Here is a 20638-nt window from a genome sequence, read left to right as displayed (position 1 = left end):
GGCCGGTAAAGCGGTGGACAGCCAGGCCACGATTCGTCCGTGAGGACCGAACACCTAACGCTGCGCCCCGTCGAGCCGTCCGATGTGGACTCGTTGCGCCACCTGCACGCCGATCCCGAGGTCATGCGGTTCCTCGACCCCGCCCCGGTCGAGGACTACCTCGGCGACGGCTTCCACGCGGCGCACGAGAACGCGACGGGCCGGTTCGTCGGCTGGTTCGAGTTCGGGGGGACCGGCGAGGTCGAGCTCGGCTACCGGCTGCACCGCGCGTTCTGGGGCCTCGGCTACGCCACCGAGGGCGCGAAGGCGCTGATCGAACGCGGGTTCACCAGCGGTGGCGTGCGGCGTGTCGTGGCCACGACCATGGCCGTCAACGCCGGATCGCGGCGGGTGATGGAGAAGTGCGGGCTGCGGTACGTCCGCACCTTCCACGTCGAGTTCCCCGATCCGCTGCCCGGAGCGGAGCACGGAGAGGTCGAGTACGCCCTGACGCACGAGGAGTGGCGCCTGGCCGCTGGGGTGTAATGGCAGTGTCTCCCTCATCCGCGCGCCGGCGGCTTGACTGGTTCTCATGAACAACACCACCAAGACCGTCCTGATCACCGGCGCCTCGAGCGGACTCGGCCGCGCCACCGCGGAGCACTTCCACGCGCAGGGCTGGAACGTCGTCGCGACCATGCGCAGCCCCGAACGCGCATCCGGGCTCACGGCGTCCGACCGCGTCCTGCTCACCCGGCTGGACGTGCAGGACGCCGACTCGATCCGGTCGGCCGTCGACGCCGGCCTCGAGCGGTTCGGGCGCATCGACGTGCTCGTGAACAACGCCGGCTACGGCGCGTACGGACCGCTCGAGGCGACGTCACCGGAGGAGATCCGCCGCCAGTTCGACGTGAACGTGTTCGGGCTGCTGGCCACGACGCAGGCACTGCTGCCGCACTTCCGCGCGAACCGCTCCGGTGTCGTGGTGAATGTGTCGTCGATCGGCGGGCGGATGGCCTTCCCGCTCGGATCGCTCTACCACGGGGCGAAGTTCGCCGTGGAAGGGCTTTCCGAGGCGTTGAGGTACGAACTGGCCGAGATCGGTGTCGCGGTCAAGGTCGTCGAGCCCGGCGGCATGAAGACCGACTTCGGCGGCCGGTCCCTGGCCTTCACCAACGACGAGGAGCTCACCGAGTACCAGCCGCTGGTGCAGAAGGTCCTCGGTGTGCTCGGTCCCCTGGTCGAGAGCGGATCGGCACCCGAACTGGTCGCGGAGGTCGTGCACACCGCCGCGACCGACGGCACCGCGCAGCTGCGCTACGAGGCCGGTCCGGACGCCGTGCAGCTGCTCGGCCTGCGCCGCGCGAGCGACGACGCGTCCTTCTTCACGGCCATCGAGACGCAGTTCTCGCTGCAGAGGTAGTCACCGGCCCTCGTGGGCGGCCTTCGCGGCGTGGCTGCCCAGCATCCGCAGGGAGTCCTCCGCCCTCGACCCGGCCTCGGCGGTGTAGGCCAGCAGGGTCAGGCCGGGGTCCGAGGGCAGGTCCATCGCCTCGTAGGACAGCACGAGGTCGCCGACCACGGGGTGGTGCAGGTCCTTCACACCGGTCCGGTGGAACCGGACGTCGTGCGCCGCCCACCTCGTCCGGAAGTGCTCACTGCTCGCCGAGAGTTCGGCGGTGAGTTCGCCGAGTTCGCGGTCGTCGGGGTTCTTGCTCACCGCGGTGCGCAGGATCGCGACCGTTTCGTCGGCCATCGCCTCCCAGCGCGGGTAGAAACGCGTGCTGCGGGAGTCGAGGAAGGTGTACCGGGCCAGGTTCGACCGGGCGGGATCGCCGAAGACGTCGGAGTACAGCGCCCGGCCGAGGGAATTGGCCGCCAGCACGTCCAGGCGGTCGTTCAGAACGCCGGCCGCGGTGCCGGTCATCGATTCCAGCAGCCGCACCAGGGCCGGGCGGACGGTCCGGACCACCGGCTGGTCGCGCTCGGCGGACGAGCGGCCGGCCGCGCGGGCGAAGTTGCGCAGGTGCGTGCGCTCGGCCTCGTCGAGCCGCAGGGCCCGGGCCAGCGCGTCGAGGACGCTGTCGGACACCCCTCGGAGGTTGCCGCGTTCGAGGCGCTTGTAGTACTCGACGCTGACCCCCGCCAAGGCCGCGACCTCTTCCCGGCGCAACCCCGGTACGCGCCGGCTGCCCGCGTGGAGCAGACCCACGTCGTCCGGGGTCGTTCTCGCACGGCGTGAGGTGAGGAAGTCGCGCACCTCGTCGTGGAGGTTGCTGGTCATGAGCCCGACACTAGACGAGCATGGCCTGAGCTCAGAAGTCGTTGGTCCAGTGTCGGGGGAATGCCATGTGGCAGACGGAATCGGTTGATTTGGGCGCGTACTTCGCGCGCACGGGGGCGTCGGCGTCGAGTTCGCTGACCGAGTTGCACGAAGCGCATGTGCGCGCTATTCCGTTCGAGAACATCGACGTGATGCTCGGCCATGTGCCGTCGCTCGATCTCGGCGACATTCAGGACAAGATGCTGGGACGTCGGCGCGGCGGCTATTGCTACGAGCACCAACTGCTGTTCACGGCCGTGCTGGAACGTCTGGGCCACACCGTCAGCAGGCAGATGAGCCGCGTGATGACCGGCCCGCGCACGCACTTCATCTCCATCGTGGACGACCAGCTCGTCGACGTCGGGTTCGGCGCCGGGATGCTGCACCCGATGCCGCTCGCCGACGGCGCGGTCGTGGACCAGGCCGGCTGGCCGCACCGCCTGCGCCGCGAGGGCGGCCGCTGGGTGCTGGAGAAGCAGGGCGCCGAGGGCTGGGAGCTGCGGCACGCGTTCGAGACCGGCATCGAACAGCGGCCCGTCGACTACGCGGCCGCGAACTACTACGTCGCCACGCACGAGCGTTCGCCGTTCAGTCGCCAGCTCGTCGTCATGCGGCTCGAACCGGGATTGAGCCGCCGATTGGTGGGCACGGAGTTCACCGTCGAGCACGCCGGGGAGAAACCTGAGAATTCTCAGGTGGAAGACCTCGGGAAAACACTGGAATCGCTGGACATCACGCTTACCGACAGGGAGCTGAGTCACATCAGCTCAACTTTGGGAACAGAATCGGGGGCCCGTTCGTAGTACCGGGTGTAGGGATCGCAATTCGGAGGTGTTGGAAATGACCACCGCGACTCCGTTCGCCACGGGAGCGAATTCCACGGGCGTCAACGCACTGCCCACCCCGCCCACCGGCTGGCCCATCGGTTCCTACGGGACCTACGAAGAGGCGCAGCGGGCCGTGGACCACCTGGCGGACAACGACTTCCCGGTCGCGGACGTCACCATCGTCGGCGTCGAGCCGATGATCGTCGAACGCGTCACCGGCCGTCTGACCTGGGGCCGCGTCCTCGGCGCGGGTGCCGCGTCGGGTGCCTGGTTCGGTCTGTTCGTCGGTCTGCTGCTCGGCCTGTTCTCGACCGGCGGCGCACTCGCCCCGATCGTCACGGGCCTGGTCGTCGGTACGGTCTTCGGACTGGCCAGCGCCGCCACGCGCTACGCCGCCACCCGCGGCCGCCGCGACTTCGCCTCGACGACCCAGCTCGTGGCCGGACGCTACGACGTGCTCAGCCACCCGCGCAGCGCCGAACGCGGCAAGGAGATGCTGACGGCGCTGGCCTGGCGCGCATGAGCACCCCGCTGACCGTCGGCGAACTGCGCACCGCCCTCGACGAGATCCGGCGGACCAGCGCCGGGCTGGGCGCCCAGGCCACGAATCTGGCCGCGCGCGCCGAGGACGACCTGGGCCGCGACGTCGCCGAGATCGTGGAGGACCTGCGTGCCGTGGCCCGTCAGCTGAAGGTCGCGCAACTGCTGCTGGAACCGGCCCGCGCCGACCTGGCAGCCTGAAACCCGAGCTCCCACCACAGGAAACGCCGTTCCGATCTTCGGGGCGGCGTTTCCGCTTTGCCGACGGCAAGACGAACCCGGGGAAGACCGTCCTGACCTGGCACCCATTTCCGTACGACATACGGTATTGTTTCCGTATGGCCTACGGAAATGGGGTGGACGGATGGCCGCCGAACGCAGTGGCGGGGGAGACCCGGCCAGGACGCTCGCGCTGCTCTGGCGCAGACCGCCGGAGCCGAAGCCGGTCGGCAGGAAGCCCAAGGTGAGCGTCGACCAGATCGTCACCGCGGCGGTCGCGGTGGCCGACCGCGAAGGGCTCGGCGCGATGTCGATGGCCCGCGTCGCGCAGGAACTGGGCGTCGGCACGATGTCGCTCTACACGCACGTGCCCGGCAAAGCCGAACTGATCGACCTCATGGCCGACACGGTGCTGCAGGAGCGCGACCTCACGCCCGAGGGCGGCTGGCGTGAGCGCGTCAAGCACTACGCCGACCGCACGCGAGCGGTCTACCAGGCACATCCGTGGATGCGGGACGTGTCGATGGTGCGGCCGCCACTCGGACCGGGGCTGATGGACGGCCAGGAGTTCGTGCTGGCCGCGCTCGCCGACTCCGGGCTGGAACCGAGGCAGGTGACCGTCGCGCACGTCGCCGTCGAGGGGTTCGTGCACGGCGCGGCGGCCTCCGAGGTCGACGACCAGCAGCTCGCGGCCACGACCGGCGAGTCCGGCGACTCGTGGTGGGGCGCGCGGCAGGTGTTCTGGGACGACTACTTCGACGTCGAGCGCTACCCGGCGATGACGGCGCTGTGGAACGCCGGCGCCTACGACACCGAGGGCACGCTCGCGGACACCATCACCAGCTCGTTCGACTACGGGCTCGACAAACTGCTCGACGGCATCGAAGGGGGCATGCGATGACGACGCTGGTCACCGGCGCGACGGGCAACGTCGGCCGGCTGGTCGTCCGAGGACTGGCCGGCCACGTCCGGGCCATCACCCGCGACCCGGCCAAGGCGGACTTCCCGCCGGACGTCGAGGTGGTGCGCGCCGACCTCGACGACCCGGACAGCATCCCGTTCGACGGCGTGGAGAAGCTCTACCTGTTCGTGCACCCGCCGACCGCGCAGGACGTGGTCGACCGCGCGGTGCGGGCCGGCGTGCGCAGGATCGTCACGCTGTCCTCGGGCGCGGTGACCTACGGCTACGACAAGACCCACCACCTGCCCGTCGAGCAGGCCGTCGAGGCGTCCGGCGTCGAGTGGACCCACCTGCGGCCGGGCGAGTTCGCGGTCAACAAGATCGACCTCTGGGGTCCGTCGATCCGCGAGGACGGCACGATCGTGCACCCCGAACCGGACGCGCTGGGGCAGCCGATCCACGAGGCCGACATCGCCGACGTGGCGATCAAGGTGCTGCAGGAGGACGGCCACGCCGGCAAGGCCTACGACCTGTCCGGGCCGCCGCAGCTCACCCAGCGGGACATGGCCCGCGACATCGGCGCCGCGATCGGCCGCACGCTCACGTTCCAGGACGTCACCACGGAGGAGGCGCTCGCCTACTGCATGAGCGTCGGCTGGCCGGAGGAGATCGCGCGGTACGTCCTCGGCATCGCCGGGTACGAGGGTGGCGACCCGGACGACTTCGCCGACTACGAGTTCGTCGTGTCACCGGACTACGAGAACCTCACCGGCAGGCCGTACCGGACGTTCGCGCGGTGGGCCCTCGACCACGTGGCGGACTTCCGCGGCTGATCACCGCGTCGATTCCGGACCTCCTCGTTCGACGTCCCCGTGAGAGGGCGAACGAGGAGGTCCGGTGCGGTTCATGGTGTTCGTCAGGAGCACGAGACCGTTGGCGGCGCTGCACGGGGACGCGCTGCGGTGCGCGGGGGTCCTGCTCGACGCCGGAGACCTCGTCCCCGGCGCGTGCGGGGTGTCGGGGTACTGGCTGATCGACGTCCGCGACCACGAGGAGGCGGTGCAGCGGGTGAAGCGCATCGTCCTCCCGGCGTGCGTCGTGGAAATACGTCAGGTGGCTGTGGTCTGATGCCCCCATGGGGGCTACCTCGGTGCACCGCACCGTCGACGCGGTCTGGCGGATGGAGTCGGCGAAGGTCATCGCCGCGCTGGCCAGGTACGTGCGCGACGTCGGCCTCGCCGAGGAGATGGCGCAGGACGCGCTGGTCCAGGCGCTGGAGCAGTGGCCGGAACAGGGCGTCCCGAAGAACCCCGGCGCGTGGCTGATGACGGCGGCGAAACGGCGGGCGATCGACCAGATCCGCAGGCGCGAGAACTTCAACCGCAAGGTCGAGGAGATCGGCCGCGACGTCCAGGAGGCCACGCCGGACGCCTCCGAGGGCATCGAGGACGAGATCGGCGACGACCTCCTGAGCCTCATGTTCACCGCCTGCCACCCCGTCCTGGGCACCGAGGCACGGGTCGCGCTCACGCTCAAGATGCTCGGCGGCCTCAAGACCGAGGAGATCGCCCGCGCGTTCCTGGTCAGCGACGCGACCGTCGCCCAGCGCATCGTGCGGGCCAAGAAGGCCCTCGCCGACGCCGGTGTGCCGTTCGAGGTCCCCGAAGGCCCCGAACTCGCGACCCGGCTGGCCAGCGTCCTCGAGGTGCTCTACCTGATCTTCAACGAGGGCTACTCCGCCACGCAGGGCGACGACTGGCTGCGCCCCGAACTCTGCGCCGAAGCACTGCGCCTGGGCCGCGTGCTCGCCGAGCTCGCGCCCAAGGAAGCCGAGGTCCACGGCCTGGTCGCGCTGATGGAGATCCAGGCCTCCCGCACCAAGGCCCGCACCGGTCCCGGCGGCGAACCCGTGCTGCTGCTGAAGCAGGACCGCGGCCGCTGGGACTGGCTGCTCATCGGCCGCGGACTGAAGGCACTCGAACGCGCCGAAGCGCTCAACCAGCCACCCGGCCCCTACTACCTGCAGGCCGCCCTCGCCGCGTGCCACGCCCGTGCGCGCAAGGCCGAGGACACCGACTGGCAGCGCATCGCCGCCCTCTACCAGGTGCTCGCGCAGATCTCGCCGTCCCCGATCGTCGAGCTCAACCGCGCGGTGGCGTTGTCGATGGCCTTCGGGCCCGCCGCCGGCCTCGCGCTGGTCGACGAGATCGCGGGCGAGAAAGCCTTGCAGGGCTACCACCTGCTGCCCAGCGTGCGGGGCGACTTCCTCGTCAAGCTCGGGCGCACCGCAGAGGCGAAGGCCGAGTTCGAGAAAGCCGCCTCGCTCACCCGCAACGAACGCGAACGCACGCTGCTGCTCGAACGCGCCGCCGCCTGTTAGGCACCCCGCTGCCCGACACTTCTCACGGCTGGGCGAATCGCTTCTTCTCGACCCGTTCGTGCTCGGACCACATCCCGTGGGGGTATCCCAGCTGGGGCGCGCTCACCTCGTCCAGCAGATCGAGCTGCCGGCCCGAGATGTCCAGCTCGCCGGCCGCGAGGTGGGAGGTGAGCTGGTCCACGCTCCTCGGACCGACGATGGGGAGAACCCCCTTCGACATCGACCACCTGAGCGCCACGCGCTCCGGAGTCGTCTCGAGTTCCGCCGCGACGCTCTCGACGGCGTCCAGGACCTTGGCCTTGGCGGGGTCGTCCTCGCGGTGGAGGAACTGGCTGATCGAGCTCTGCGCGCGCCCTGTCGCGCCCCGCCGGTACTTGCCTGTCAGAAGACCGCCGCCGAGAGGCGAGTACCCGAGGACGCTCAGACCGAAGGCGTCCGCCATCGGCACCAGCTCGCGCTCGGCACCCCGCTCCACGAGGCTGTACTCGACCTGGATCGCGAGGGGAGCGGCCCACCCCTGCTGCTGTGCCAGGGTGACTCCCGTCGCCACCCGCCACGCGGGGAAGTTCGAGAGACCGGCGTAGAGGATCTTGCCGGCGCGAATCAGATCGTCGAAGGCCCGCACGATCTCCTCGATGGACGTGGACTCGTCGGCCGCGTGGGCCCAGAACACGTCCACGCGGTCGGTGCCCAGGCGGCGCAAGCTCTGCTCCAGGGACTGGACCATCGCCTTCCGGCTGTTCCCGGTCACGTGCAGGCCGCTGCTCGCGGAAGTGCCCATGGTGAACTTCGTCGCCAGGACCACGTCCTCGCGATCGGCGGAGAGGATGTCGGAGAGCTGTTCCTCAGCCTCTCCCGCCTGGTAGTTGGAAGCGGTGTCGATGAAGTTCCCTCCCGCCTCCCTGTAGGTGTCGTACATCGCCTTCGCCTCGGCGGCGTCCGCGCCATGTCCCCAGCGGGTGCCGAAATTGCCCGTCCCCAGCGACAACTCCGACACCCGCAACCCGGACCTGCCGAGAAATCGGTAACGCATTAGTTTTCTTCGCCCCTCGTGTCGATTCGGCGGGAGCAGGCTTCTCGCACCTGGCAGCTCCCGCCGTCAGACATGATCGTTCCCAGCATCGGGCGTATAGTCCATAACGTGGAGTCCAGTAATCTTTACCGATCGTCCAGGGCTGAGGTCACCCTTGATGCTCACGACCCCTTCCGGGACGCTCTGGCGCTGGCACGGCCTCAGACCGTCGCTCCTGTGCCACTGCGGGCGGCAGCACCGTGGGGCGCCCAGTTCTCACCTTTCCCGCACATCAAGCTCGGTGTGGTCGTGGAAGGCGAGTGCTGGCTGTGCGTCGACGGACTGGAACCCATTTTCCTGAACACGGGCGATTTCTACCTCTTGGGAAATCCACCCCCTTATGGACTCGGGAGCTCCATCGAGGCAGCCCGTGATTCGAGCGGACCTCCGCAGGAGAAAACCGAGGTCTCCGAAGGTGCCGTCACGTACACGTGCAGCGTCGACTTCGAGTTCCGGGATTCCGATTCGTCGACCCTGTTCTCCTCGCTTCCCCCGGCCGTGGTCGTCAAAGCCGACGATGCCGACGGAACGCTGCTCTGGAACATCGCGACCATCCTCGTCCACGAGATGGAGACGCAGAAGGCGGGCAGGTCCCTCGTGCTCGAGCACCTGGCCCAGATCCTCCTGGTGCACATGCTGAGGTCGCACGCCGGTTCGTCCCACGAGCCCCTGGGATGGCTCGCGTCCGTCGCCGATGACGGGATCGGGGCGGCACTGCGGGCCGTGCACGCCGATCCACGCCATCGCTGGACGCTCGAAGAACTCGCGGGAATCGCGATGATGTCGAGGTCGGCCTTCGCCGTGAACTTCAGGAGCAGGGTGGGAAGGCCTCCTCTCGACTACCTCATCGAGTGGCGGATGCAGCTGGCGCGTGCCGCGCTGCGCAGGGAGGACTCGCTCACGGCCATAGCCGAGGCCATCGGATACCAGTCCGAAAGTGCTTTCAGCACCGCTTTTCGACGCGTTGCCGGCATGTCACCACGAGAGTTCCGCGCCGCACTGCACGCGCGGCCGAAACGCTAGGACAAGGCGAGCTTCGCCCCCAGCGCCGCGAACGAGGCAGCGAAGAACCGGCGCAGCCACACGACCACCCGCGGTCGCGCCAGCACGCGGTCACGCATCGACGCCGCGAACACCCCGTACACGGCGAACACCACGAACGTCAGCGCCATGAACACCGCGCTCAGCGTCACCATCTGCCCGAATCCCGTCGCGAACTGCGGCAGGAACGCCACGAAGAAGATGGTGAGCTTCGGGTTGAGCAGGTTGATCAGCACCGCCGACACCACGACCTTGCGCGCCGAGGTCGGCGCGGCGGACGTGTCCACGACCAGATCGCTCTTGTCCCGCAACGTCGCCCACGCCAGGTACACGAGGTACGCGACGCCCAGGTACTTCACGATCTCGAACGCCAGCGCGCTCGCGTGCAGCAACGCCGCGAGGCCGGTGACCGTGGCCAGCACGTGCGGCACGATCCCCAGCGTGCAGCCGAACGCGGCGATCACGCTCGCCTTGCGCCCGTGCGCGAGACCGGCGGACAACGTGTACAGCACCCCGGTGCCGGGAGTGGCGACCGCGATCAACGTCGTGATCAGGAAGGCGAGAGTCATGCCGCTGACTGTGCCGCCAAAGCGGTCCAACCAGGAGAGCCACAAACGGCCCGCGAAACTGGACCACTTCGGACGTCGAGAACGCGTCGGCGGCTCCGTCCCCAGGACATGAGCATCCAGAGCATGCACCACGTCGGAATGACCGTCACCGACCTCGCGGCCGCCGTCGCGTTCTTCGAGGCGCTCGGCATGGAGCTCGAGGGCAAGGCGCACATGGAGGGCGCGTTCGTGGACGGCGTCATCGGACTCGACGGCTCGGTCAGCGAGATCGCGATGATGAAGACCCCGGACGACCGGTACCGGATCGAGTTCAGCCAGTTCCAGGCCCCGCAGAGCATCGACGGCGGCTCACACGCCCCGATCAACGCCCTCGGCCTGCGGCACGTCGCCTTCACCGTCGACGACCTCGACGACACCCTCGCCCGCCTCGAGCCCCACGGCGCCGAGGTCGTCAGGAACGTCGAGACCTACGAGAACCTCCTGCGGACCTGCTACGTGCGCGGACCCGAAGGCATCCTCGTCGAACTGTGCGAGTACCTCACGTGAGAGCGCGCGCGTACGCCGTGGGGGAGACGCCCACAGTCTGCGTGAAGTCCCGCACGAGGTGCGCCTGGTCGCTATAACCGAGGTCGGCGGCCAGGTGAGCCCACTCCACCTCCGACTCGGCACGCTCCAACGCCTCGTGGATGCGATACCGCAGGATCACCCACTTCGGGCTCACCCCGACGTAGTCCGCGAACAGCCGTTGCATCGTCCGCACCGCCACACCGCAGTCCCGCGCGAAGTCCGAGACCCGCCGCACCGACCGGTCGTCCCGGATGCGTTGCACCAGCTCCATCGCCAGCGTCGCCTGCGGATCGGGCACCGGCCCGAGCCCGAGCAGGAACGCGTCGAGCGCGGCCACCCGCTCGTCCTCGTCCTCCACGTCCAGCACCAGCGACGACGGCACGTCGAGCCGAACGTGCCGACCGGTCCACTCCGACACCGGCTCGCTCCGGAACGGCCGGAACCCACCGGGCCGGAACTGCACCCCCGCCACCCGGATCCGACCGTCCAGCACGCGGCTGAACAGCCCCAGCCCCACGCCGGCGATCTCCGGCCGGTCGTGTCCGCGTTCGAAGACGACGTTCACGGACGGATGCGGGACGACGTGCGTGGTGTACGGCGCATCCAGCTCACCGTCGATCAGCCAGTAGTGCTCCAGGTACGGCTGCAGCTCGGGGCACGGCATGCGGCGGCGGAACCGCACGCGGGCGAACAGCTCGCGCGCGTCCACGATCCCCCGAGTGTCGCGGCGCGGTCCCTGCATAAAAGGGAATCCTAGGTTGGCGCGTTTCTTCAAGAACGCCGATACGCCCGGAAATAGGCTCACGACCATGAAGCTCAGCGTTCTGCTCGACCGGGCCCGCGACCACGCACTGCCCGTCATCGCGACCATCTCCGACGACGACCTGACCAAGCCCACCCCGTGCGCCGACTACGACGTCCGCGCCCTGCTCGACCACCTGCTGCACGTCGTCGTCGAGTTCCAGAAGCTCGCGGCGAAGCAGGACGCCGACTTCAGCCACACCCCGTCCTACCCGGACTGGCGCGCTCAGTACCCCGCCGAGACGGCGAAGCTCGTCGAGGCGTGGGGTGAGCCGGGCGCCACCGAGGGCATCGCCGGGAACATGAACCTGCCCGCGCAGACCGTCGGCGGCCTGGCGCTGCTCGACCTCACCATCCACATGTCCGACCTCGCGCAGGCGACCGGGCAGCGCTTCGAGCCCGACCCCGAGGTGTTCGCCGAGGTCGAGGGCCTGGTCGGCCAGATGGGGCCGATGGCCGTCGAGTGGAAGGTGTTCAAGGAGGCCGTCGCGGCACCGGCCGACGCCTCGCCGTTCGAGCGGCTGCTGGCCACCACCGGTCGCGACCCGCGGTGGAGTGCTTGACTGGTGCCATGCTGACGATCGGAATGCTGGGCGGGATGAGCTGGGAGAGCAGCGCGGAGTACTACCGGCTCGCGAACGTGCTCGTGCGCGAACGGGTGGGCGGGCTGCACTCCGCGAAGGTCGTGCTGCACTCCGTCGACTTCGCCGAGATCGAACGCATGCAGGTCGAGGGCCGGTGGGACGACGCGGGCAAGGCGCTGGCCGAGGCCGCCGCGCAGGTGCAGGCGGGTGGGGCCGACTTCCTGCTGATCTGCACGAACACCATGCACAAGGTGTTCGACCAGGTGCAGGCGGCGGTCGACATCCCGGTGATCCACCTCGGGGACACGACGGCGCAGGCGATCACGCGGGCCGGGTTCACCACGGTCGGGCTGCTCGGGACCGGGTTCACCATGGACCAGGCGTTCTACCGCGAACGGCTGGAGGCGCACGGTCTGAAGGTGCTGCTGCCGTCTGAGGAGGACCGTGCGACGGTGCACCGGATCATCTACGACGAGCTGTGTCTCGGCATCGTCCGCGAGCAGTCGCGCCGCGCCTATCAAGACGTGATCGCACGGTTCGAAGGGGCGGAGGGCGTGATTCTCGGGTGTACCGAGATCGAACTGCTGATCTCGCAGGCTGACGTGCCCGTTCCGGTGTTCCCGACCACCCGCCTGCACGTCGAGGCGGCCGTCGAACGGGCCATCCAGACGGTTCTGTGAACGCGTGACGTGATCGCGGCTGCAACGCGGCCACCGTACGAAGTGTCCTAGTCACTGAGGGCTATTCCTTCTTCAGTGAACTAGGGGAGTTCGCGTTGAAACGATCACACATCGCCGCCGGGCTGACGGCTGTCGTGGTTGCCGCCACGGCAGCCGTTCCTGTTTCGGCGGCGCCGCAGGAGAACCAGGTGCACGCCGGCGGGCTGACCACCGAGGTCACGCTCGTCACCGGTGACAAGGTCACCGTCAACAACGGCCGCGTCCAGGCCAGAGGCGCCCAGGGCAGGGAGAACGTCGGGTTCCGCAGCTTCACGGACCCGCGCGGCGACCTGCACGTCGTCCCGCTCGACGCCCAGGCGCGGCTCAACTCCGGCGAGCTCGACGAGCGCCTGTTCGACGTCTCGCTGCTCGCCAGATCCGGCTACGACGACAAGGCGAGCAGGACGATCCCGCTGATCGTGCAGGGGCAGGCGGTCAGCGCGGCGAACGCCGAGTCGTTGCCGAGCATCGGCTCGCACGCGATCACGGTCGGCAAGGACGGCTCGTTCTGGGCCGGTGCCCGGGCGGCGGGCACCGGCAGGATCTGGCTCGACGGCAAGGTCACCGCGTCGCTGGACCGCAGCGCCGCGCAGGTCGGCGCGCCCCAGGCGTGGGAGAAGGGCTTCACCGGCAAGGACGTCACCGTCGCGATCCTCGACACCGGTGTCGACGAGACCCACCCGGACCTCGCGGGCGCCGTCGTGGAGTCGAAGAACTTCTCCGACAGCGACACCACCGACGACCGCCACGGCCACGGCACGCACGTCGCCTCCACCGTGACCGGCGACGGCAAGTACAAGGGCATCGCGCCCGACTCGAAGCTCGTCATCGGCAAGGTGCTCGGCGACTTCGGCGGTGGCCGCGAGAGCGACATCATCGCCGGCATGGAGTGGGCCGCGACCAAGGCCAAGGTCGTCAACATGAGCCTCGGCAGCTCGTGGCCCGATGAGGGCACAGACCCGATGTCGCTCGCGCTCAACCGCATCACCGAGCAGACCGGCTCGCTGTTCGTCGTCGCCGCGGGCAACTCCGGTGGCCCCATCGGCTCGCCCGCCGCCGCCGACGCCGCCCTCACCGTCGGCGCCGTCAACCGCGACGACAGCCTCGCCGAGTTCTCCTCGCGCGGCCCGCGCTGGACGAACAACGCCGTCAAGCCCGACATCACCGCGCCGGGCGTCGACATCGTGGCAGCCAAGGCGAAGAACGGCCAGATCGGCACGCCCGTGGACGAAGGTCACGTCGCGTTGTCCGGCACGTCGATGGCCACCCCGCACGTGGCGGGAGCGGCGGCGATCCTCGCGTCGAAGAACCCAGCGTGGAAGGCCGAGGACATCAAGGCCGCGCTGATGAACACCGCCAAGCCCAACCCGTCTCTGAGCATCTACGAGCAGGGCGCGGGACGTCTCGACGTGGGGCGCGCGGCGTCCGCCGGGGTCTCCACGAACCACGGCAGCTTCTCGCTGGGCACCGCGTTGTGGCCGCACGACGACGACAAGCCCATCACTCAGAAGCTGACCTACCGCAACCACGGCACGTCCGAGGTGACGCTCGACCTGAGCGTCGCCGAGGTCAAGCCCGCGGCCGCCGGGCTGTTCAGCGTCTCGCCGTCGAAGCTCACCATCCCTGCGGGTGGAACGGCCGACGCCACGGTCACGGCGGACACGAAGGCCAACGTGCCGGACGGCGTCTACGGCGCGGTGGTCCTGTCCTCGGACGGCGCGCGCGTGCCGATCGGTGTCGTGAAGGAGGTCGAGAGCTACGACTTGACGCTCAAGTTCCTCGACCACGCCGGCGCACCGTCGCAGTACTACGACTACCGGTTCGTCAGCCTCGACCAGCCGCAGGCGTACTTCCGCTACGACCCGTCCGGCACGCTCGTGCAGCGCCTGCCCAAGGGCAAGTACTTCCTCGACGGCACGATCAGCACGCGGGAGAGCGGCCTGATCACCACGCTCACCGAACCGGCGCTGGACGTCACCGCCGACGCGGAGATCGTGTTCGACGCCCGGAAGGGCAACCAGGTCGGGATCGCGGTCGAGGCGAAGGAGGCGAAGGCCGCCACGGCGGGCCTCGGGTTCCTGATGACCGCGACCTGGGGCCAGACCGGCGGAACGTGGTACCTGAACAACTTCGACTCCGTGCGCGTCCTGCCGTCGAAGACGTCGTGGCCGACGTTCGAGTTCTACGCCGAGTCCGTGCTGGCCAAGCCGGCCGCCGACGGCACCTTCGCCGGAAGCCCGTACCAGTACCACGTGCGGATCGGCGAGAAGACCCGTGTGCCCGCGAACGTCCAACGCTCCGTGAAGGACCGCGAGCTCGCACGCGTCAACTCCGTCACGCACGCACGCGTGCCGGGCTCGATCGGCCAGCGCGACAGCGGCGCCTCCGGCCCGTTGCCGTTGCGGCTCAAGGAGTTCTACACGCCCGGCGTCGAGTGGGACGGTGCGCTGACGGAGTTCACGAAGCTCGGCGAGTACCCGAGCCTCGGTTCCCAGTTCTCGGTCGTGCCCCGCGTGTTCAAGCTCGGCAAGGCCGTCACCGAGCACTGGAACAGCGCCGTCTACGGCCCCGGTGTGCCGCACCAGCCGGGAACCGTGCGCTTCGCCGGACGCGTGGGCAACGTGCTGCGCCTGGACCTGCCGCTGCACAGCGCGCAGAACATGTACGGGTTCAGCACGAACACCGGCCGCACCACCGTCACCGTGGACGGCAAGGTCATCTCCGACCAACCCGAGTCCGGGTACGCCTACATCCCGGACGCACCGGCGGAGAGGAAGCGCTTCACCGTCCACACCGAGGCGACGCGCGACTCGCAGTCGTCGAAGGTCACCGCGGACTGGTCGTTCCACTCGGAGAACGTGCCGGGTGACCAGTACAAGTCGGTGCCGTTGCTGGCCGTGCGGTTCGCGCCGCAGCTCGACGCGAACAACCGCGCCGGACGCGTCGTCACCGTGCCGATCACGGTGGAGCGCAACGGAACGGGCACCGTCACGAACATCAAGGCCCCGGCGGTGCAGGTGTCCTACGACGAGGGCACGACGTGGAAGCCGGTGCCGCTGCGCAAGACGCGGGCGGGCTGGCAGCTCACGCTGGTCCACCCGCACGGCGCCAAGAACGTGTCGTTCAAGGCCCGTGCGGCGGACGCGGGCGGTGACGTCCAGCAGACGATCATCCGCGCGTACGACCTGAAGTGATCCGGTGGTGAGGGGCCGGTGCTCACCGGCCCCTCACCACTACTTCTGGTACGGCGCCAGGGTCTCCGGGTCCACGTCGGGGGCGCTCATGATCGGGTGCACCTCGATCGGCTGGTTGAGCACCTTCCCACCGGGACCGGGGCACGCCGAGGCCTTCCGCGCGATCTCCAGCAGGCGTTCCTCGCTGGCGACGTCGACCACCCAGTACCCGGCGATGACCTCCTTGGACTCCGCGAACGGACCGTCGACCACGACCGGGCCGTCGTCGCCGCCCCGCACCACGAACGTCCGCGCCGGACCGCTGAGCCCCTCGGACTGCAACAGCTCACCGGAGGCGCGCAGCTCGGCGTCCAGGTCGCGCATGTAGGCGATCATGCGGTGCATGTCCTCGTCGGACCAGGCGGCGAGGCCCTCCCAGTCCTCCTGGCTGCCGCCGTAGCTGACCAGCATGTACTTCACTTCCACTCCCCACCTGTCGCGCGGGCCTTGATCTCCTGCACGGCCCAGCTGTTGCCGTCCGGGTCGTCGAAGAAGATGAACGACCCTCCGTCCGCCTCGTTCATGCGCACGATCTCGCCGACCTCGACCCCGCGCTCGACGAGCTGCGCGCGGGCCTTCTCCAGGTCCGACACGACGAGCTGCACGCCCTTCAACGTGCCCGGCTCGCCCTTGACGATGCCCTTGCCCATCACGATCGAGCAGCCCGAGCCGGGCGGGGTGAGCTGCAGGACGCGCGCGTCCTCGCTGAACGTCGTGTCGTGGTCGACGGTGAAGCCGAGCTGCTCGGAGTAGAAGCGCTTCGAGCGGTCGAGATCCGACACCGGCACGACGATGACTTCCAGGGTCCAGTCCATGTTCGTTCCTCTCAGCGGAGCCCTACACGCACCCGTCGAAGTGCTCAGGAACTTTTCGACACGGGGTCGCGGCCCACATACCCGAGCAGCCTGGCCTGCAGCGGAGCGTCCTGCGGCACCGGGACCTCGGCGCCGTAGACCTCGATGCCGGGACCGAACGCGCCGGGTGTGCGGAAGCGTTCCATCAGCTCGGCGGGCACGGAGGTCGCGCCTGCCCAGAGGCGTTCGACGTCTGCGGCCGGGATCGTCTCGTCCTGGCCGGTGGCGCGGGCGAGGTCCCAGCCGTGCAGCACCAGGTCGTCGCTCACGACCTGGTCGACGTGGTCCTCCAGCGTCATCGGACCTGCCGGCGTGCTGACCTCGCTCGTCGCACGGTCCGAGGTGAGCGCGTCGAGGACCTGGCGACGGGCCTCGCGGAAGTCCGTGAGCGGGTCCTCGGTGCGGGGGATCGGATGGCCGAGCATCACGCCGTGCATGTCGATGACGTGGTCGACGACCTCGAGCGCCGTCCACTTCGCACACGGCGACGGATCGGCCCACTGGTCGGAGCGCACGTTCGCGATCTTCTTCTCGAACGCGTCCGCGCGTGCCCTGTACCTGTCCGCGATCATGGCCTCACTCCTCGACGGCGCCGCCGATCCTGCGCAGGTGCTCGCGGAACGTGAGTCCGCTCGCGAGGTACTCGTCGAACCGGAGCTGGCTGCGCAGGGACTCACCCTGCCGCACGCGGTCCGCCTGCGCTCGTTCGACGTCCCGGATGCCGCGCGCCTTCTCGATCAGCGCGTCGACCTCGGAGGCGGGTACGAACAGCACGCCGTCGTCGTCGCCGAACACGACGTCGTCGGCCGTGACGGTCCACTGGTCGACCTGAGCCGTCGAGAGTGCCTCCGGCGCACGGTCGCGCAGGCTCAACGGTCCCGTCGGGTTCGCGCCGAGGCTGAAGACCGGCAGCCCGATCGCGCGGATGTCCTGGGTGTCGCGGTGCAGTCCCCAGACGACCACGCCGGCGAGCCCGGCGTTCCCGGCTTCGAGGACGATCATGTCGCCCACGCAGGCCTCGTCCGTGCGGCCGTCGTTGTCGACGACCAGCACGTCACCGGGTTCGCTGCGTTCAAGGGCCTCCAGGAAGACGTCGACGCTGCCCGCGTGCCGTGCGGGCAGCACGCGGCCGGCGGTCTTCGTGCCGGGGACGACCGGCGCCAGAACGGCCGTGCGTACCGGGATGTTCGCCCGGATGCACGCGTCGGCCAGGTGCGCCGTGGTCAGATCGAGGGTGGTGAGATCCATGCGGGCATTCTTACGCCGAGACCTTCTCCTCGGTGTGTTCCGTGCGCAACACGCCCGCCGAGAACGCCGCGACCAGGCACAGCCCGACGGGCAGCAGGAACGCGATGTTGAGCGGCACGAAGTGCGTCAGCCAGCCGATCACCGCCGGTCCGGCCAGCACGCCGAGGTAACCGAGTCCGGCGACGCGCGAGACGTTGACGCCCGCCGCACCGGGTTCGGCGTGGCCCGCGGCGCTGAAGAGCTGCGGCACCGTGCCAGACAGTCCGATGCCGGCGATCGCCCAGCCCACCAGGGCCAGCCAGATCCACGGCGAGAGCGCCGCCGTCGCGATGCCCGCCGCGCCGATCACCGAACCCCAGCGCAGCACCGCCATCGGCCCGATCTTGGCGCTCACGCGGTCCGCGAGCAGCCGCCCGACCGTCATCGTCGTGGCGAACGCGCCGTAGGCGAGTGCCGCGATCTGCGGCGAGGCGTTCAGGACGTCCTGCAGGTGCAGCACGCTCCAGTCGTTGGCGGCGCCCTCGCTCAGCATCACCAGCAGGGCGAGCACGGCCATGATCCAGATCCGGCGCGGTGCCTTGCGCTTGCCGGTCTGCTCGGCGGCCTGCTCCTCCTTCTCGTTGAGCAGGAAGCGGGCGGTCACGAGGCTGACGACCACACCGAGCACCGCGGCGGCGCCGAGGGTGGTGGCGGGGGAGAGCTCCCAGCTCAGCGTGCGGGCACCGGTCAACGCCGCCGCCACACCGCCGAGCGACCACGTGGCGTGGAACGCCGACATCACCGGACGGTCGTAGTGCCGCTCCACCACCACGGCGTGCGCGTTCATGCTCACGTCGATCAGCCCGTTGCCGAAGCCGAAGATGAGCAGCGCCAGACCGAGCGTCCACTGGTTGACGGCCACACCGGGCAGGAACGCCGTCACGCTGCACACGACACCGGCGATCGGCACGACCAGCTTCACGCCCGCGCGGTCGGTGACCTTGCCGCCGATCCGCATGCCGATGAACGCGCCGAGCCCGAGCAGCAGCAACAGCCGGCCGAGCTCGGCGTGGGATATGCCGGTGCTGTCCTCGACGGTCGGGATGTGCACGAGCCACAGCCCGAGCAGGAACCCGTTGAGGGCGAAGTACGTGAAGGTGGCGGCCCGCGCGGCCCTGAGAGCGTTCACATGCACAAGCTAACGAACGGATGGCGTGTTCGAAAGGTTGAGTTTCGCACATCACTGTTGTTCAATCACGATCGTGTCCCGACTGAAGCAGATCTCCGAGGCGGTCCGCGACGCAGGCTCCCTCGGCGTTGCGGAACTGGCGTCGCTGACCGGCGCCTCCGAGATGACCATCCGCCGCGACCTGGAGGTCCTCGCGGCCCAGGGCGTCCTCGAACGCTACCGGGGCGGCGCCCGCAGCCTGCTGCTGCGCGGCTCCGAACCCCCGTTCGCACTGCGCTCCGATGAGAACATGGACGCCAAGCGGCGCATCGCCACCGTCGTCGCCGACCTGATCGCGGACGGCGAGTCGGTCGTGCTCGACGCCGGCACCACGTGCCTCGAGGTCGCCCGCCTGCTGCACGACCGGCGCGTGACCGTCATGCCGCTGTCGCTGCACTCGGTGAACGCGCTCTCGTCGTCGGCCTCGGTGACGCTCCTGGTCCCCGGCGGCCGCCCCCGCCCCGGCGAACTGGCCCTCACCGGCCCGCTGGCACTGGCGTCGCTGGAGGCGTTGCGCTTCGACACGGCCGTGATCGGCTGCTGCGGCCTGTCCGCCGAACACGGCATGACCGCCTTCGACCTGGAGGACGCCTCGGTGAAACGAGCCGCCATCACCTCGGCCCGCCGCGTCATCGCCGCCGTCGACGCCTCGAAACTGACCCGCACCGCCCTGGCTCACGTGGCCCCGGTGTCCTCTCTGGACGCCGTGGTCACCGACGCGGACGGCGACGACGGCCTGGCCGCCGCGGGCGTCACGGTGGTGACGGCGTGATCGTCCTGTTCGACATGTTCGGCGTCATCGCCCGCGACCAGTCACCCGAGGTCATGGCCACGATGAGCACCTCGCCGGAGTTCTGGGACGCCTACTGGGAGCACCGCCCCGCCTACGACCGCGGCGACGTGACGTCCGACGAGTACTGGGCCCTCGTCGGCCACCCGCCCCTGGTCGAGCAGGACGTGGCGAGCTGGAGCCGCATCGACTACGAGATGGTCGCGCTGCTGCACGAACTGCACAACGCGGGCCGGCGCATCGCGTTGCTGTCCAACATCCCCGAGGACCTCGCCCGGAACTTCGAACGCACCTACGCGTGGCTCGACCTGTTCGAGGTGCGCGCGTTCTCCTGCCGCATCGGCCACGCCAAGCCGGACCGCGCCGCGTTCGAGTTCTGCCGCGACGCGCTGGGCGACGACGACGTCCTGTTCGTGGACGACCGGCTGGAGAACGTGCGGGCCGCCGAACTGGTGGGGATGCGGGGGCACCACTTCACCGGGATCGACGGCCTGCGCACGCTGCTCGGTGTTCGCGTCCAATAATACCTAACATTTGTAGGTAACGAGACCCAGGTGCAGATAGATGAGCCGATAGCAAAGTTAGTCTTCGGCTTGGGGCGGGAGTGGCACTATCGGACACAGGTTGCGATCGCGGTGTTCTGCAAGGTTGTGCTCGGCTGCTCATCGGATCGGCGCTGAACCGCCCCATGGCTCACTACAACCAATGCCGACCACATCAAGCGCGACCGTGCACCCCACCGTAACCTGACTTTCGCTCTCTAAACTTTGCCGCCGTCTCATTG

The 20638-nt window shown here is 69.3% G+C and carries 25 protein-coding genes; 16 read left to right on the top strand and 9 right to left on the bottom strand.

Features of this window, described 5'->3' with window-relative positions:
* The first annotated feature begins 39 nt into the window (after positions 1-39).
* Positions 40-525 (top strand): GNAT family N-acetyltransferase, encoded by a 486-nt coding sequence (locus IE307_RS18285; protein WP_191299181.1) that lies wholly within the window; start codon positions 40-42, stop codon positions 523-525.
* Between the two features lie 46 nt (positions 526-571).
* On the top strand, positions 572-1402 hold the full coding sequence (locus tag IE307_RS18280; protein WP_191299180.1) for an SDR family oxidoreductase: 831 nt from the start codon (positions 572-574) through the stop codon (positions 1400-1402).
* Here IE307_RS18280 and IE307_RS18275 read toward each other — a convergent pair whose 3' ends face one another.
* Entirely contained in the window at positions 1403-2263 is an 861-nt protein-coding gene (locus IE307_RS18275) for a helix-turn-helix domain-containing protein (RefSeq protein ID WP_191299179.1), read from the bottom strand.
* A 65-nt stretch (positions 2264-2328) separates the two neighbouring features.
* Between IE307_RS18275 and IE307_RS18270 the strand changes: the two genes are divergently transcribed.
* The 7 genes from IE307_RS18270 (at position 2329) to IE307_RS18240 (ending at position 7169) form a co-directional block, all read left to right on the top strand.
* Positions 2329-3105: an arylamine N-acetyltransferase family protein gene (locus tag IE307_RS18270; protein WP_191299178.1), complete on the top strand. Its 777-nt coding sequence runs from the start codon at positions 2329-2331 to the stop codon at positions 3103-3105.
* A gap of 37 nt (positions 3106-3142) precedes the next feature.
* A complete protein-coding gene (locus IE307_RS18265; RefSeq protein ID WP_191299177.1) occupies positions 3143-3652 on the top strand; it encodes a YflT domain-containing protein in 510 nt (169 codons plus the stop codon).
* Entirely contained in the window at positions 3649-3870 is a 222-nt protein-coding gene (locus tag IE307_RS18260) for a hypothetical protein (protein ID WP_191299176.1), read from the top strand. Before IE307_RS18265 ends, IE307_RS18260 begins: the two co-directional genes overlap by 4 nt.
* 163 nt (positions 3871-4033) lie before the next feature.
* Positions 4034-4789 (top strand): TetR/AcrR family transcriptional regulator, encoded by a 756-nt coding sequence (locus tag IE307_RS18255; RefSeq protein ID WP_191299175.1) that lies wholly within the window; start codon positions 4034-4036, stop codon positions 4787-4789.
* Positions 4786-5622, top strand: coding sequence for an NAD(P)H-binding protein (locus IE307_RS18250; RefSeq protein ID WP_191299174.1), 837 nt, complete (start codon positions 4786-4788; stop codon positions 5620-5622). The genes IE307_RS18255 and IE307_RS18250 overlap by 4 nt, the downstream gene beginning before the upstream one ends.
* Before the next feature lie 64 nt (positions 5623-5686).
* The gene (locus tag IE307_RS18245; protein WP_191299173.1) at positions 5687-5917 is read left to right on the top strand and encodes a YciI family protein; all 231 of its coding nucleotides are present in this window, start codon (positions 5687-5689) and stop codon (positions 5915-5917) included.
* 7 nt (positions 5918-5924) lie between these two features.
* The gene (locus IE307_RS18240; protein WP_191299172.1) at positions 5925-7169 is read left to right on the top strand and encodes an RNA polymerase sigma factor; all 1245 of its coding nucleotides are present in this window, start codon (positions 5925-5927) and stop codon (positions 7167-7169) included.
* 22 nt (positions 7170-7191) lie between these two features.
* On the opposite strand, the gene IE307_RS18235 is transcribed toward IE307_RS18240, so the two are convergent.
* A complete protein-coding gene (locus IE307_RS18235; RefSeq protein ID WP_191299171.1) occupies positions 7192-8202 on the bottom strand; it encodes an aldo/keto reductase in 1011 nt (336 codons plus the stop codon).
* 72 nt (positions 8203-8274) lie between these two features.
* Here IE307_RS18235 and IE307_RS18230 point away from each other — a divergent pair, with 72 nt between their 5' ends.
* Complete coding sequence (locus tag IE307_RS18230) at positions 8275-9264, top strand: AraC family transcriptional regulator (RefSeq protein ID WP_191299170.1); 990 nt, start codon at positions 8275-8277, stop codon at positions 9262-9264.
* On the opposite strand, the gene IE307_RS18225 is transcribed toward IE307_RS18230, so the two are convergent.
* Positions 9261-9851 carry a LysE family translocator gene (locus IE307_RS18225; protein WP_191299169.1) on the bottom strand — a complete coding sequence of 197 codons (591 nt, stop codon included), beginning with the start codon at positions 9849-9851 and terminating at the stop codon, positions 9261-9263. The genes IE307_RS18230 and IE307_RS18225 overlap by 4 nt on opposite strands.
* A 123-nt stretch (positions 9852-9974) precedes the next feature.
* Between IE307_RS18225 and IE307_RS18220 the strand changes: the two genes are divergently transcribed.
* Positions 9975-10397, top strand: coding sequence for a VOC family protein (locus tag IE307_RS18220; RefSeq protein WP_229904826.1), 423 nt, complete (start codon positions 9975-9977; stop codon positions 10395-10397).
* On the opposite strand, the gene IE307_RS18215 is transcribed toward IE307_RS18220, so the two are convergent.
* Positions 10390-11160, bottom strand: a complete 771-nt coding sequence (locus IE307_RS18215) for a helix-turn-helix domain-containing protein (protein WP_191299167.1) — start codon at positions 11158-11160, stop codon at positions 10390-10392. The genes IE307_RS18220 and IE307_RS18215 overlap by 8 nt on opposite strands.
* A gap of 67 nt (positions 11161-11227) precedes the next feature.
* On the opposite strand from IE307_RS18215, the gene IE307_RS18210 reads away from it, so the two are divergent.
* From IE307_RS18210 to IE307_RS18200, 3 genes are all read left to right on the top strand, one after another.
* The gene (locus tag IE307_RS18210; RefSeq protein ID WP_191299166.1) at positions 11228-11782 is read left to right on the top strand and encodes a TIGR03086 family metal-binding protein; all 555 of its coding nucleotides are present in this window, start codon (positions 11228-11230) and stop codon (positions 11780-11782) included.
* A gap of 8 nt (positions 11783-11790) precedes the next feature.
* A complete protein-coding gene (locus tag IE307_RS18205; protein WP_191299165.1) occupies positions 11791-12483 on the top strand; it encodes an aspartate/glutamate racemase family protein in 693 nt (230 codons plus the stop codon).
* 95 nt (positions 12484-12578) lie between these two features.
* Complete coding sequence (locus tag IE307_RS18200; RefSeq protein ID WP_191299164.1) at positions 12579-15716, top strand: S8 family peptidase; 3138 nt, start codon at positions 12579-12581, stop codon at positions 15714-15716.
* Between the two features lie 39 nt (positions 15717-15755).
* Here IE307_RS18200 and IE307_RS18195 read toward each other — a convergent pair whose 3' ends face one another.
* Genes IE307_RS18195 through IE307_RS18175 form a run of 5 tightly spaced genes read right to left on the bottom strand, consistent with a single transcriptional unit; the run spans position 15756 to position 19025 of the window.
* A complete protein-coding gene (locus IE307_RS18195; protein ID WP_229904907.1) occupies positions 15756-16166 on the bottom strand; it encodes a YciI family protein in 411 nt (136 codons plus the stop codon).
* Positions 16167-16171: 5 nt separating this feature from the next.
* Positions 16172-16570 (bottom strand): VOC family protein, encoded by a 399-nt coding sequence (locus IE307_RS18190; protein WP_191299162.1) that lies wholly within the window; start codon positions 16568-16570, stop codon positions 16172-16174.
* Between the two features lie 44 nt (positions 16571-16614).
* Positions 16615-17181, bottom strand: coding sequence for a TIGR03086 family metal-binding protein (locus IE307_RS18185; protein ID WP_191299161.1), 567 nt, complete (start codon positions 17179-17181; stop codon positions 16615-16617).
* Between the two features lie 4 nt (positions 17182-17185).
* Positions 17186-17857 (bottom strand): RraA family protein, encoded by a 672-nt coding sequence (locus IE307_RS18180; protein WP_191299160.1) that lies wholly within the window; start codon positions 17855-17857, stop codon positions 17186-17188.
* Positions 17858-17867: 10 nt separating this feature from the next.
* A complete protein-coding gene (locus IE307_RS18175) occupies positions 17868-19025 on the bottom strand; it encodes an MFS transporter (RefSeq protein WP_229904825.1) in 1158 nt (385 codons plus the stop codon).
* Positions 19026-19098: 73 nt separating this feature from the next.
* Here IE307_RS18175 and IE307_RS18170 point away from each other — a divergent pair, with 73 nt between their 5' ends.
* Together IE307_RS18170 and IE307_RS18165 are read left to right on the top strand one after the other, a co-directional pair.
* A complete protein-coding gene (locus IE307_RS18170) occupies positions 19099-19836 on the top strand; it encodes a DeoR/GlpR family DNA-binding transcription regulator (RefSeq protein ID WP_229904824.1) in 738 nt (245 codons plus the stop codon).
* Positions 19833-20378, top strand: coding sequence for an HAD family hydrolase (locus IE307_RS18165; protein ID WP_191299158.1), 546 nt, complete (start codon positions 19833-19835; stop codon positions 20376-20378). The genes IE307_RS18170 and IE307_RS18165 overlap by 4 nt, the downstream gene beginning before the upstream one ends.
* Positions 20379-20638: the final 260 nt, after the last annotated feature.

This window comes from Lentzea cavernae (genome assembly GCF_014653695.1).
In the GTDB taxonomy this organism is placed as follows: domain Bacteria; phylum Actinomycetota; class Actinomycetes; order Mycobacteriales; family Pseudonocardiaceae; genus Lentzea; species Lentzea cavernae.
This window is presented reverse-complemented; position numbering and strand designations above follow the sequence as displayed.